General features: G+C 60.8%; 9 protein-coding genes. 3 read left to right on the top strand and 6 right to left on the bottom strand.

Annotation, left to right across the window (positions count from 1 at the left end; translation table 11 throughout):
* The first annotated feature begins 161 nt into the window (after positions 1–161).
* The 3 genes from pyrB (at position 162) to ridA (ending at position 2033) form a co-directional block, all read left to right on the top strand.
* Positions 162–1097, top strand: coding sequence for an aspartate carbamoyltransferase (gene pyrB, locus AABB92_RS14740; protein ID WP_031375826.1), 936 nt, complete (start codon positions 162–164; stop codon positions 1095–1097).
* 12 nt (positions 1098–1109) lie between these two features.
* Entirely contained in the window at positions 1110–1574 is a 465-nt protein-coding gene (gene pyrI, locus AABB92_RS14735) for an aspartate carbamoyltransferase regulatory subunit (RefSeq protein ID WP_031375827.1), read from the top strand.
* A 72-nt stretch (positions 1575–1646) separates the two neighbouring features.
* On the top strand, positions 1647–2033 hold the full coding sequence (ridA, locus tag AABB92_RS14730) for a 2-iminobutanoate/2-iminopropanoate deaminase (RefSeq protein WP_031375828.1): 387 nt from the start codon (positions 1647–1649) through the stop codon (positions 2031–2033).
* A 57-nt stretch (positions 2034–2090) separates the two neighbouring features.
* On the opposite strand, the gene lplT is transcribed toward ridA, so the two are convergent.
* The 6 genes from lplT to AABB92_RS14700 all read right to left on the bottom strand — a co-directional run bounded on the left by lplT (position 2091) and on the right by AABB92_RS14700 (position 14411).
* Positions 2091–3281 carry a lysophospholipid transporter LplT gene (gene lplT, locus AABB92_RS14725; RefSeq protein ID WP_031375829.1) on the bottom strand — a complete coding sequence of 397 codons (1191 nt, stop codon included), beginning with the start codon at positions 3279–3281 and terminating at the stop codon, positions 2091–2093.
* The gene (aas, locus tag AABB92_RS14720) at positions 3278–5428 is read right to left on the bottom strand and encodes a bifunctional acyl-ACP--phospholipid O-acyltransferase/long-chain-fatty-acid--ACP ligase (RefSeq protein ID WP_031375830.1); all 2151 of its coding nucleotides are present in this window, start codon (positions 5426–5428) and stop codon (positions 3278–3280) included. Before aas ends, lplT begins: the two co-directional genes overlap by 4 nt.
* An 81-nt stretch (positions 5429–5509) precedes the next feature.
* The gene (locus AABB92_RS14715) at positions 5510–6898 is read right to left on the bottom strand and encodes an efflux transporter outer membrane subunit (protein WP_046289166.1); all 1389 of its coding nucleotides are present in this window, start codon (positions 6896–6898) and stop codon (positions 5510–5512) included.
* A 3-nt stretch (positions 6899–6901) separates the two neighbouring features.
* Complete coding sequence (locus AABB92_RS14710) at positions 6902–10003, bottom strand: multidrug efflux RND transporter permease subunit (protein ID WP_031375831.1); 3102 nt, start codon at positions 10001–10003, stop codon at positions 6902–6904.
* Entirely contained in the window at positions 10000–13200 is a 3201-nt protein-coding gene (locus tag AABB92_RS14705; protein WP_046289165.1) for an efflux RND transporter permease subunit, read from the bottom strand. The genes AABB92_RS14710 and AABB92_RS14705 overlap by 4 nt, the downstream gene beginning before the upstream one ends.
* Positions 13197–14411, bottom strand: a complete 1215-nt coding sequence (locus tag AABB92_RS14700) for an MdtA/MuxA family multidrug efflux RND transporter periplasmic adaptor subunit (protein ID WP_046289164.1) — start codon at positions 14409–14411, stop codon at positions 13197–13199. Before AABB92_RS14700 ends, AABB92_RS14705 begins: the two co-directional genes overlap by 4 nt.
* Positions 14412–14491: the final 80 nt, after the last annotated feature.

Here is a 14491-nt window from a genome sequence, read left to right as displayed (position 1 = left end):
CCGGAGGAAATATGCTACAGCGCAGCGGACAATTTGACGCTCAATCACGCCTGACCGCAGGCGGCGCCGCTGTTTCTTTCGGTCATCGACCCGATCATAAAAAAGCCCCTTAAGCAGGGGCTTTTTTTTGTCCGCAATCCGGCCGCGCAGAGGAGAAAGCTATGGCTAACCCGCTATATCGCAAGCACATTATTTCGATCAACGACCTCAGCCGTGACGAGCTGGAACTGGTGCTGCATACCGCTGCACAGCTCAAAGCGCATCCGCAGCCGGAACTGCTGAAGCACAACGTGATCGCCAGCTGCTTCTTTGAAGCCTCGACCCGCACCCGCTTGTCGTTTGAAACGGCGATTCATCGGCTCGGCGCATCGGCGGTAGGTTTTGCCGACGGCAGCAACACCTCGCTGGGGAAAAAGGGCGAAACTCTGGCCGACACCATTTCGGTGATCAGCACCTATGTCGATGCGATTGTGATGCGTCATCCGCAGGAGGGTGCGGCGCGGCTGGCGACCGAGTTCTCCGGCGGCGTGCCGGTTCTCAACGCCGGTGACGGTGCCAACCAGCATCCGACCCAGACGCTGCTCGATCTCTTCACCATTCAGGAGACCCAGAGTCGCCTGAACCAGCTGAATGTGGCGATGGTCGGCGACCTGAAATATGGCCGCACCGTCCATTCCCTGACCCAGGCGCTGGCGAAGTTTGACGGCAACCGCTTCTTCTTTATCGCCCCTGATGCGCTGGCGATGCCGGCTTACATCACCGATATGCTGGATGAGAAAAACATTGTCTGGTCACGGCACGACAGCTTTGAAGAGGTGATGCCGCAGCTCGACATTCTCTACATGACGCGGGTACAGAAAGAGCGTCTCGACCCGTCGGAATATGCCAACGTCAAAGCGCAGTTTATTCTGCGGGCGTCCGACCTGGCGACGGCACGTGACAACATGAAAGTGCTTCATCCGCTGCCGCGCATCGACGAAATCACTACCGATGTCGATAAAACCCCTTACGCCTGGTACTTCCAGCAGGCCGGGAACGGCATCTACGCCCGCCAGGCTCTGCTGGCGTTAGTATTAAACAGCGAACTCGCCCTGTAAGGAGATCCTCAGATGACACATGACAACAAATTGCAGGTCGAAGCGATCAAGCGCGGCACGGTCATCGACCATATCCCGGCGCAGGTCGGCTTTAAGCTGCTCTCTCTGTTCCGTCTGACCGAAACCGATCAGCGCATCACCATTGGCCTGAATCTGCCGTCAGGTGAGATGGGGCGTAAGGATCTGATCAAGATTGAAAACACCTTTCTGACCGACGATCAGGTCAATCAGCTGGCGGTCTATGCACCGCATGCCACGGTCAACCGCATCGACGATTATGAAGTGGTGGCGAAGATCGCCCCGACGCTGCCGGAGCACGTTGAGCGGGTGCTGACCTGCCCGAACAGCAACTGCATCAGCCGCAGCGAGCCGGTCTTCTCCAGTTTTGCGGTCAAGCAGCGCGCCGATGATGTCCACCTGAAGTGCAAATATTGTGAAAAAGAGTTCGCGCGCCATGTGGTGCTGGGTCACTGGTAATCGTTCCGGCCAACCCTATAATGGTCAGCACCGGCGGGCTCACCGCCCTACTGTCTTATTCAAGGAGCAATAATGTCTCGTGAAATCAGTACCGAAAAAGCCCCTGCCGCTATCGGCCCTTATGTTCAGGGTGTCGATCTCGGCAGCATGATCATCACCTCCGGCCAGATTCCGGTCGATCCCGCCACTGGCCTGGTGGCCGATGATGTGACCGCCCAGGCGCGTCAGTCACTGGATAACGTAAAAGCGATTGTTGAAGCGGCTGGCCTGCAGGTCGGAGATATCGTGAAAACCACGGTTTTCGTCAAGGATCTGAATGATTTCGCTACGGTGAATGCGGCCTATGAAGCGTTCTTCACCGAGCATCAGGCGGCGTTCCCGGCCCGGTCCTGTGTCGAAGTAGCGCGTCTGCCGAAAGATGTGAAGATTGAAATTGAGGCCATTGCCGTTCGTCGCTAACTGACAACGGCGGCGTAGCCGCCTCTCTGCCTGCGATGGCAGGAGGCGGCCAGCGGATTAGCGCTTAGCCGGTCGCCATAGCCACAACAGCGCGATGGCCAGCGCAAACAGCACGCCAAAACCGATACCGGTCGCCACCGCCGGCGCACCGGCTTTAATCGCCAGCGTATAGAGCCCCAGCATCAGCAGCATCGCGCTGTTCTCTCCGAGATTCTGCACCGCAATCGCATTTCCCGAGCCGACGCTCTCTTTACCGCGTGCCTGCAATAGCGCATTCAGCGGCACCACAAAGAAGCCTCCCAGCGCGCCAATCACCATCAGCAGCAGATAGGCATTCAGCAGGGTATGCTGCAGCGAGAAGACCACCACCATGACGCCAATCAGCACCCCGGCAGGCATACAGCGGCGCACCGTCTCCAGCGTCACCAGTTTTGCGGCCGCGGCCGCACCCAGCACGATACCGATCGCCACCATCGCATTCAGGGTGGTCGGCGTGGTGTTGTCATTGATGCCCAGCGCCACCGGCACCCACAGCACCAGCAGGAAACGCAGCGTGACGCCCGCGCCCCAGAACAGGCTGGTGCCGAGCAGTGAAAAGCGCGTTTCGGCGTCACGCCATAGCACCGCTGCCGCACGGAAAAAGCTGCGCAGCATGGCGGCGATCTGCCAGCTTTGCCCCGGACGCGCCGCCTGCAGTTTCGGGATAAACAGGTTGGCCACCACCGCGATGCCGTAGGTGACGGCGCAGAGTCCCAGCGCGGCCAGCAGGTGCCAGTCAGCCAGCATACCGCCCGCCACCGAGCCAAGCAGAATGGCGGCGATGGTTGAACCCTCCATCAGCCCGTTGGCTTTCACCAGCTTTCCGCCGTGGGTGATTTCACCGAGGATGCCATATTTCGCCGGTGAGTAGGCCGCAGCACCGACTCCTACCAGGGTATAGCCAAGGAACGGGTTGAAGCCGAAGCAGATCGCCAGCGCGCCCAGCAGTTTCAGGCTGTTGGCGATCATCATCACCCGCCCTTTCGCCATGCTGTCGGCCATCTGCCCGACAAACGGGGCCAGCAGAATGTAGGTCGCGACAAACAGCATCTGCAACACCGGCTGGCTCCAGTCGGGATAGTACTGGCTTTTCAGCACCGCCAGCGTGGCAAACAGCAGCGCGTTATCGCCGAATGCCGAAAAGAACTGGGCCACGATCACCGCGATCATGCCGCGCGACATCAGCGGCGCATCCCGTTCGATGTTCATGCCTGCTCCTCTTCAGCCAGTTTTTTCAGCGTCACGTAATCCGGTTTGCCGCTGCCGAGCTGTGGCAACTGCTTCATCACCCGGATATCACGCGGCAATGCCAGCTCCGGCGCACCCAGCTCACGGGCGGCTTTTTGCAGGCCATCACGCGCCAGTTCGCTGTCGGTGGTAAACAGCACCAGCGCCTCGCCACGCTGACCATCCGGCCGCAGCGAGGCGGCATGTTGTTTGTCCGGCGACGCTTTCAGGGCGATCTGCTCGACGATCTCCAGCGACACCATCTCGCCAGCGATCTTGGCGAAGCGTTTGGCGCGTCCCTGAATCTGGCAGAAGCCCGCCTCATCAAAGCTGACGATATCGCCGGTGTCATACCAGCCCGCTTCCTGATTGCCTTCACCATCGTCGGCGACCGGCACTTCCAGCACGCCGGGATTTTCAACCCGCAGATAGCCTTTCATTACGTTCGGGCCGCGCAGCTGCAGCCGTCCGCCCTGCTCAATGCCCGGCACCGACATCAGTCGCGAATCCATCCCCGGCAGAATGCGTCCCACGGTGTGCGCTTTCGCCGCCATCGGCACGTTAATCGCCACCACTGGCGCGCATTCGGTTACCCCATAGCCTTCGAGGATGCGAATGCCATATTTTTCCATGTAGAGCTGGCGGGTGTTTTCCTGCAGCTTCTCGGCTCCGGCCACCACATAGCGCAGGCGGGCAAAGTCGTAAGGGGCAGCAAAGCGGGCATAGTTGCCAAGGAAGGTCGAAGTACCAAACAGTACGGTGCAGTTTCGGTCATAGACCAGCTCCGGCACGATGCGGTAGTGCAGCGGGCTGGGATAGAGAAACACCTGCGCGCCGGTCATCAGCGGCGTAAACAGGCCGACGGTCAGGCCAAAGGCGTGGAACAGCGGCAGCGCCGACATAAAGCGGTCACGCGGGGTAAAGTCGGCCACGGTGCGAATCTGTTCGACGTTCGCCAGCAGGCTTTTATGCGAATGCACCACCCCTTTAGGGTTGCCTTCTGAGCCAGAGGTGAACAGCACCATCGCCGCGTCTTCCGGCTGCTGGGGCAGCTGAGCGCGATGAGGCATCAGCAGATGGCCGACAATCCACAGTTTGTCCTGTAGCGTCACCGTATCTTTCAGATCTTCCAGATAGATCCACTGCACCTCGTCGAGTCCCTGCGGCAGATGCCACAAATTACCTTTATCGAGGAACTGACGCGAGGTGAAGACGGTTTTAATCTGCGCCGCAGTCAGGGCAGCCCGCATGCCGTTGACGCCCGCGGTGTAGTTGAGCATCGCCGGTACCCGACCACGCAGCGAGGCACCGAAAATCGCCGCCGCGGTGACGGTGGTGTTTGGCAGCAGCAACCCGACCACTTCGCGCGGCTGGCTGTAGCGTTCAAGAATACGGCCGACGCCGAGCGATTTCTTCAGCAAGCCGTTATAGCTGTCGGGCTTGAAATTGACATCTTCGATGCAGCGCCTGAAGGCACCGTAGCGTGAACGGGCCGCGAGAAAGGCTTCAAACAGAGTTTCACGCGGGCGTACCGCCATGCGGGCTTCCATCATCACATGATGCAGATGTTCGCCCGCCAGTATCCGCCGATCGCGGGCGCGTTTCGCTTCCGGCATCGGGATACGGGTCGCCGGCAGAATGCTGAGGGTGATGCGCGGAAACAGGCGGCGTTTAAATACACCCGCCAGTCGGCCAAACGGCGTAAACTCCGCCCCTTCAATCCGCATCGGTACCACGTTAGCGCCAGATCGCGCCGCGACAAATCCGGCCCCGCTGTAGATTTTCATCAGCGATCCGGTCACGGTGATCCGTCCTTCCGGGAAGATCACCACCGGGCGGCCGCTGTCGATCAGCCGCACCAGCTGTTTCAGCGCCATCGGCTTAGTGGGATCGAGCGGCACATAGTCGATAAAGGGTTTAACCAGCCGCATAAACCAGCTTTCGCTGATGGTTGAATAGACCGCGTAAACCGGCTTAATCGGCAAAAATAACGCCAGCAATATGCCGTCGAGAAACGACATATGGTTCGGCGTGATCAATACCTTCTGCTTATGCAGTTCGGCAACGTCGCCGCGCAGTTCGACCCGCCATAACAGGCGGAATACCAGACGCAATAATGTGAATACCATGCCTGCTCCTTAGCATCGTGAAAAATAGCCCCTCACGATGCAGGATTTGACGCAGTTCGACAACAGAATTATCCGCCGTAATCAGGGTGTCTGCCAGCCACCGCCCAGCGCGGCAATCAGCGCCACGCTGCTGACCCACTGGGTGCTTTGCAGTGTCAGTAAACTCTGTTGTTCGGTCAGGCTGCTGTTTTCGGTGGTGGCCACGTCGAGATAGTCGATCATCCCGGCCTCATACTGATTGCGCGTCACCCGCGCTGATGTCTGAGCCGCCACGGCTGCGCGCTGCTGGGCCGCAATCTCGCCCTGCAGGGTGTTGAGTTCCACCAGCTGATCTTCCACCTCCTGTAACGCTGCTAATACCGTCTGACGATAGCTGGCGACGCTGGCATCCCAGCTGGCACGTGCCTGATCAACCTGCGCCGAGGTGGCGCCAAAGTCGAGCAGCGTGCCGCTTAGCTCCGGCCCCAGCGACCAGACGCGGTTGGGCAATGAGAACAGCGAATGCAGCGCCGATGAACTGACGCCGCCGCTGGCGCTGAGGGTGAGATCCGGATAGTAACCAGCCACCGCCACGCCAACCGCGGCGTTAGCGGCCGCCATGTTACGTTCGGCATAGGCGATATCAGGACGGCGTTGCAACAGCTGGCTCGGCAGCCCGGCCGGCACCGTGGGCAGCGTGGCGTGCAACGGCGCGGCAGGCAGGCTGAAGTCCGCCGGCGCTTTGCCCACCAGCAGCGCGATGGCGTGTTCCATCTGGGCACGCTGCCACTGATAATCCTGCGCCGAGGCGCTGGCGCTCTCCAGCTGCATCTGCGCCTGTGCCTGGGTAGCGAGCGACGCCGTGCCAGCCTGATACTGGTTAGTGATCACCTTTAGGTAGCGCTGGTAGGCCGCCACGCTCTGCTGATAGAGCGCAATTTTCTGGTCGATAAAACGCAGCTGGAAATAGTCCTGCGCCAGTTCAGACTGGGCGCTAAGGGTGATATTGGCCAGTTCCGCCGCGCTGGCCGCCGCGCTGGCGCGATTCTCTTCCAGCGTGCGACGCAGTTTGCCCCACAGATCCAGCTCCCAGCTGGCACTCAGTTCGGCCTGATGGCTGCTGCTGGTGGTGCGGGCGCTGCTGCTGGTGGCGTGGCTGCCGCTGCGCGTCACGCTGCTGTCATAACCCAGTGACGGAAACAGCGCGGCGCGTGACTCGCTCGCCAGCGCCTGCGCCTGACGGTACTGCGCCGCATAATTGGCGACGTTCTGGTTCGAGATACTCACCTGGCTAAGCAGGCCGCTCAGGGTGGCGTCGTGATAAACCGCCCACCATTCGCCTTTGCCCTGCTGATCGCGCGGCGTCGCCTGCTGCCAGCCTTTGGCCTCTTTATAGTGAATCGGTATCGCCATCGCGGGGCGCTGGTAGTCGGGACCAACAGTACAGCCGCTCAGCAGCAGCATCAGAACAAGCGGGATAATGGGTTTCATCAATCAGGATTCCGCATGGCGCAGACGACGCCATTGACGTTGAGTGGCACGGCTCAGACGATCGAGCCACAGATAAATAACCGGGGTGGTGAACAGCGTCAGCAGCTGGCTGAGCGCCAGACCACCCGCGATAGCGATCCCGAGCGGACTGCGCAGATCGGCATCGCCGCCGCTGCCAAGTGCCAGCGGTAAGGCACCAAAAAAGGCCGCCAGCGTGGTCATCATGATCGGCCGGAAGCGCATCAGACAGGCCTGGGTAATCGCCTGCTGCGGCGTCATGCCCTGCTCTCTTTCGGCGCTGATGGCGAAGTCGATCATCATGATGGCGTTCTTTTTGACGATGCCGATCAGCAGAATGATGCCAATCAGCGCGATCACCGTCAGCTGGGTGTTAGTCAGCAGCAGCAGTAACAGCGCGCCGACGCCCGCTGACGGCAGGGTCGACAGAATGGTCAGCGGATGGATATAGCTCTCATACAGCACGCCGAGCACGATATAGACCGCCGCCAGCGCCGCCAGAATCAGCCACGGCATGGTGGCAGTGAGCTGAGAAAAGGCGGCGGCCGTCCCGGCAAAACCGGCCTGGATGGTGGCGGGCAGGCCCAGCTTCGCCATCGCCTGCTTGATCAACCCCTGCGCCTGCTCGAGCGAGACGCCATCATTGAGGTTAAAAGCCACGGTGCTGGTGGCGGACTGGCCCTGATGCGTCACGGCCAGCGGGGCGTTGCCGCCGCTGAAGCGGGTAAAGGCCGACAGCGGAATACGATCGCCGCTGTCGTTAATCACATACAGCTGTTGCAGCATCGCCGGATTGGCGGTGTCGCTATCCTGCAACGACATCACCACGTGATACTGATTCAGGGTGTGATAGAGCGTGGCGATCTGCCGCTGGCTGAAGGCATTATTCAGCAGCGTATCCAGCATCTGCACGTTGACCCCAAGCCGGGTGGCGCGATCACGATCGATGGTCAGTTCCACTTCCTGGCCGCCGGTCTGCGAATCCGAATCAACGCTGTTGAGCTGGGGGATCGCCGCCAGCGCCGCCTGCACTTTCGGCGTCCAGCTGCGCAGCAGATCGAGATCGTCAGCCTGTAAGCTGTACTGATAAGTGGCGTTGGCGCTGCGTCCGCCAATGTGCAGGTCCTGCGCCGCCATCAGGAACATCTGCGCGCCAGCCAGCTGGCTGGTTTTACGGCTCAGCCGGTTCGCCACTTCGGTGGCGGTGGCATCACGCTGATCGAAATCTTTCAGCCGGACAAAGAAGTTGGCGCTGTTGCGCGCACCGAACATCCCGCTGCCCATCGACGACATGACGCTCTCTACCGCCGGATCGGCCTCGATGATTTTGGTGAACATCTGCATCTTCGGCTTCATCGCCTGGAATGAGATGTTCTGGTCGGCGCGCAGTGCGCCCATCAACAGCCCGGTATCCTGATTCGGAAAGAAGCCCTTCTGTACCACCGAATAGAGAAACAGGTTGAGCAGCACGGTCAGCAGCAGGCTGAGCAGCGTCAGTTTCTGATGACGCATCACCCATGCCAGCCCGCGCGCGTAGGCGGCCAGCAGGCGATTCAGCAGGTTCTCAATCGCCTGGTAGAGCGGGTGCGGCCGCTGGCTGAGCGGCGGTTTCGGCTTCAGCAGCCGGGCACAGAGCATCGGGGTCAGGCTGAGTGAGACAAATAGCGAGATCAGCAGCGACACGGTGAGGGTAACGGCGAATTCGCGGAACAGTCGTCCGACGATGCTGCCCATCAGCAGGATCGGAATAAACACCGCGATCAGTGAGATGGTCATCGACAGTACGGTGAAACTCACCTCCTGCGCCCCACGCAACGCCGCCCGCAGCGGACTCAACCCGCGCTCAATGTGGCGGGTAATGTTCTCCAGCACCACGATCGCATCGTCAACCACGAAACCGGTGGCGATAATCAGCGCCATCAGCGACAGGTTATCGAGGCTGTAGCCAAGCAGATACATCACCGCGCAGGTGCCGATCAGCGATACCGGCAAGGCCAGCGCCGGAATGATCACCGCCTGCAGATTGCGCAGAAAAACAAACACCACCGCGATCACCAGCAATACCGCAATCAGCAGCGTCTCTTCGGTGTCATACAGCGAGGCGCGCACGCCGGGCGAGCGGTCGACGACGATGCGCAGTTGCGTATCCGCCGGCAGATCTTTTTCCAGCTGCGGCAACTGCGCTTTTATGGCGTCGATGGTGTCGAGCATGTTGGCGCCTGCCTGACGCTTGATGCCGATCATCACCGAGGGCGTGGCATTGAGAAAACCGGCCTGATAGCGATCTTCCACCGAGTCGTAAACCGTGGCGACATCGTGCAGCCGCACCGCTTTGCCCTGCTGATAGCTGACGATCAGATCGCGATAGCTGGCCGCCTTATCCAGTTGACCATTGCTGTCGACCAGCCATGACTGCCCGCTGCCCTGCAGCACGCCTTTGGGCAGATTGGTGGTGCTGTTCGCCACCGCGCTGCGCACCGTATCCAGCGAAATACCATAGTGGGTCAGCTTCAGCGGTTGCAGATCAATCCGCACCGCCGGCAGGGCACTGCCCATCAGCGAGACTTCGCCCACGCCGTTAACCTGGCCCATCGCCTGTTCGATTTTGCTCTCGGCCAGATCGTAGAGTTCACCGGGCGTGCGGGTGGCAGAGGTCAGCGCCAGCATCACAATCGGCGCATCGGACGGATTGGCTTTGCGGTAGGTCGGCAATGACGCCATCGCACTCGGCAGCAGGCTGCGCGCCGCGTTGATCGCCGCCTGCACGTCACGCGCCGCGCCGTTGATATCGCGATCCAGTTCAAACTGCAGAATGATGCTGCTGGAACCCTGCGAGCTGCTGGAGGTCATCTCGGTGATACCGGCAATCTGTCCGAGTGAACGCTCCAGCGGCGTGGCGACGGTCGCCGCCATGGTTTCCGGACTGGCACCGGCCAGGCTGGCGCTGACCATGATGGTCGGGAAATCGACCTGCGGCAGCGGCGCGACCGGCAGCAGACGATAGCCGAGTACGCCGAGCAGCAGAATCGCCAGCGTCAGCAGCAGCGTCGCCACCGGGCGGAAGATAAACAGCCGGGTCAGATTCATTGTCCGCTCCGCGCCGGTTGCTGATGACGTTTCACCCAGCGCTTGCCGCGCTGTGCCAGCGCATCAAACCACAGGTAGATCACCGGCGTGGAGAACAGTGTCAGCACCTGACTGACGATCAGTCCGCCGACAATCACCAGCCCCAGCGGCTGACGCAGTTCTGCGCCGGACCCGGACGCCAGCATCAGCGGCAGTGCGCCGAGCAGCGCCGCCATGGTGGTCATCAGAATCGGCCGGAAGCGCAGCAGGCAGGCCTGGTGGATCGCCTCGCGAGGGCTGAGATGCTGCTGATGTTCCGCCTCCAGCGCAAAGTCGATCATCATAATCGCGTTCTTTTTGACGATGCCGATCAGCAGGATCACGCCAATCAGCGCAATCAGGCTGAATTCGGTGCCGGCCAGCAGCAGCGTCAACAGCGCCCCGACCGCCGCCGACGGCAGCGTCGAGAGGATGGTGACCGGATGGATAAAGCTTTCATACAGAATGCCGAGCACCACATACATGGTGATCAGCGCCGCCAGAATCAGCCACAGCGTGTTGCTGGTGGCACTCTGGAACGCCGAGGTTTCGCCCTGATAGCGCAGCGTAATGCTCTGCGGCAGCGCAAGCTGCTGCCGCACTGCCGCGATCGCCTGTTGCCCCTGCTCCAGCGAATAGCCGGGATTGAGGTTGAAGGAGATCATCACCGCCGGGAACTGGTTCAGCCGCATGTGCATCAGCGCGCCGGTTCGCTGGTGAATCGTGGCAATTGAGGTCAGTTTTACCATCCCGCTGCTGGCCGTGGTGCTGGTGGTCGAAGCGGTGCTGCTGCCGGAGGTTGTCGTGTTGCTGTCCGAACTATCCGAACTGTCCGAACTGTCCGTGCTGTCGGACGGTTGCAGATAGATATCATCAAACGATGCCGGACCCTGCTGCCAGGCGGGCGCGACTTCCAGCACCACCCGATATTGATTCGACTGGGTGAAGATGGTCGACACCAGCCGCTGACCGAAGGCGTTGTAAAGCGCAGTGTCCACGTCCGCCGCCGTGATGCCGTAGCGCGCCGCTTTGTCGCGGTTCAGCTCCACAAAGGCGACACGTCCCTGATCCTGCAGGTTGCTCACTACACCGTTAAACTCTGGCCGCTGCTGCAGGGCCGCCACCAGCGCAGGTGACCATTTCACCAGGTTCTCGCTGTCGGCGTCGTCAAGTGTGAACTGATACTGGCTCGGTGAGACCTGATCGTTAACCGTCAGATCCTGCGCCGGTTGCAGATAGAGCTGAATCCCGGTCACGCCGGCGGTGGCCTGCTGCAGTTGTTTAATCACCTCATCAGCCTTGACGTCACGCGCGGCAAACGGCTTGAGGTTGATCTGCAGGCGGCCACTGTTAAGGCTGCTGTTGGTGCCATCAATGCCGATGATCGAAGAGACGCTTTCCACCGCCGGGTTTTTCATGATCAGCGCCGACAGCGCCTGCTGCCGGGTGGCCATCGCGCTGAAAGAGACATCCTGCGACGCGACGGTCACTCCCTGAATCAGACCGGTATCCTGAGTCGGGAAGAAGCCCTTCGGCACCACCAGATAGAGCAGTGCGGTCAGGGCTACCGTCGCCAGCGCCACCAGCAGCGTCAGTTTCTGGTGGTTCAGCACCACCGTCAGCAGCCGGTCATAGCCGCCAATCAGGCGATCAAACAGCACGCCGCCTTTGCGGGCAAAAGTGGACTGCCGCTCTGGTGGAATGTGGCGCAGCAGATAAGCACACAGCATCGGCGTCAGGGTCAGCGATACCACCATCGACACCAGAATCGCCACTGCCAGGGTGATGGCAAACTCGCGGAACAGCCGCCCGACCACGTCACCCATAAACAGCAGCGGGATCAGCACCGCAATCAGCGAAAAGGTCAGCGAGATGATGGTAAAACCAATCTGCTGTGATCCTTTCAGCGCCGCTTCCAGCGGGGATTCGCCCTGCTCCAGCCGCCGGGAGATGTTCTCGACCACCACAATCGCATCGTCGATGACAAAACCGGTGGCGATGGTCAGCGCCATCAGCGACAGATTGTTGAGGCTGAAGCCCGCCAGATACATCACGCCGAAGGTCCCAATCAGCGACAGCGGCACCGCCACGCTGGGGATCAGCGTCGCCGCCACGTTGCGCAGGAACAGGAATGTCACCATCACCACCAGCGCAATCGACAGCATCAATTCAAACTGCACGTCGCTGATCGAGGCGCGAATGGTCTGGGTACGATCGGACAGGATAGTCATCTTCACCCCATCCGGCAGCGCCGCCTGCAGCACCGGCAGCTGCGCCTTGATGTTGTCCACCACCTGAATCACGTTCGCGCCGGGCTGACGCTGCACGTTGATCACAATCGCTGGCCGATTATTGGCCCACGCCGACTGAAAACTGTTCTCCGGCCCCTGCTCAATGAGGGCAATATCCTTCAGCCGCAGCGCCGCGCCATTCTCATAGCTGAGGATCAGGTTGCCGTACTCAGCGGCGGTGCGCAGCTGATCGTTGGCATCAATGGTTACCGAGTGATATTTGCCGTCAAAGCCGCCTTTGGAGCCGTTGACGTTGCTGTTGCCAATCAGCGTGTTGACCGCTTCCAGCGTCAGATGGTGGGCAGCGAGCGCTTTCGGGTTGATCCGGACCCGAATCGCCGGCTGTTGTCCGCCCGCCAGCGTCACCATCCCGACGCCAGAAATCTGCGACAGCTTGAGCGCCACCCGGGTATTTACCAGATCCTGCACCTGCGTCAGCGGCAGCGTGTCGGAACTGGCCGCCAGCGTAATCACCGCGCTGTCCGCCGGGTTAACCTTTTTATAGGTTGGCGGATTGGGCAGATCGTCAGGCAGCAGGCTATCGGCGGCATTAATCGCAGCCTGCACCTCCTGCTCGGCGACATCCAGTGACAGGTCGAGGCTGAATTTCAGCGTAATCACCGACGAGCCGCTGGCGCTGGCGGAGGTCATCTGACTCAGTCCGGCCATCTGGCCCAGCTGGCGCTCAAGCGGCGCGGTCACCGACGACGCCATCACATCCGGACTGGCACCGGGATAGAGCGTGGTGACCTGAATGGTCGGATAGTCGACCTGCGGCAACGCCGAGGTGGAGAGAAACTTATAGGCAAAAATGCCGGCAATCAGCACGCCGACCATCAGCAGGATGGTGGCGACCGGACGCAGTATAAACAGCCGTGACGGATTCATTTGGCCTCAGCGCTTGCCGGTGCAGGCGTCTCATCCGCCAGTGAAACCTTGCTGCCGTTAGTCAGCCGATCGATTCCTTCGGTGACCAGCCGATCGCCTGGCGCAACGCCGCTGAGGATCGCCTGATGATCGTCGTCAACCGCCGGACCGGTGGTGACCGCTTTACGCGTGACGCTGTTGTCCTGATTGATGACGAAGACAAAGCTGCCGTCGCTGCTTAATTGCAGTGCCTGAGCCGGGATCACCGTTACGCCTTTCAGCACCCGGGTCTGCAGCCGCAGATTGACGAACTGGTTGGCAAACAGCGACTCATCCTGGTTGGCGAACAGCGCTTTCAGTTCTACGGTGCCGGTGGCGGTATCGATCTGGTTACTGATGTACTTCACCTCGCCGTTGGCGAGCAGATGCTGGTTATCCTGGTCAAACAGCGTAGCGGGCAGGCTCTGGCCCTGATGCAGGGCGCTCACCAGCGTCGGGATTTCGCTCTGCGGCACGCTAAAGGTGACCGCCGCTGGCTGCATCTGGGTGATGGTTACCAGGCCGGTGCTGCTGGAGGTCTGTACCATGTTGCCCGGGTCGACCTGACGCAGTCCGACCCGACCAGCGATCGGCGCGGTGATGCGGGCATATTCGATACTCAGTCTGGCGCTGGCGATCTGCGCCTGATCGGCGGCGACTGCCCCGCGATACTGCCCTACCGTGGCGATCTGGCTATCCAGATCCTGGCGCGACAGCGAGTCCTGCGCCGCCAGCTTGCGGTAGCGTGCCAGCGTCAGTTCGGCGCTTTTCAGCAGCGCCTGATTCTGATTAAGTTCGCCCTGATACTGATTCAGCGTCGCCTGGTAGCTGCGCGGATCGATCTGCGCCAGCAGCTGACCAGCGCTGACCTTCTGACCTTCGGTGAAGAAGACCTGTTGCAGCTGACCATCGACCCGGCTGGTGACCGTCACGCTGGCGTTGGGGATCACCGTGCCGAGCGCATTCAGCCAGACCGGCACATCGGCACGGGTCGCGACGCCGCTGTGTACCAGGGTCGCGCCGCCGCCCATTCTGCCGGGCGCACCGCGTCCGCCAGGCGGCATCGCCCCGCCCGGTGCTTTGCCGAGGGGCAACAGACGCCAGGCCACACCAGCGATGGTCGCCGCCACAATCAATAAAAGCAGCCATTTCAGCCAGCCGGAACGCGCGGAGCGTGAGTGGTGAGTCATCATCGAACTCTTCAGATAAACAGAAAATGAACATCCCGGAGGGTGCGGAATATGAAGTGAGCCACCTGCAGTGGCTGATGGCG

Source organism: Pantoea brenneri, assembly GCF_038594305.1.
In the GTDB taxonomy this organism is placed as follows: domain Bacteria; phylum Pseudomonadota; class Gammaproteobacteria; order Enterobacterales; family Enterobacteriaceae; genus Pantoea; species Pantoea brenneri.
The sequence above is the reverse complement of the archived record's forward strand: the minus strand, read 5'-3'. Positions and strand labels throughout refer to the sequence as shown.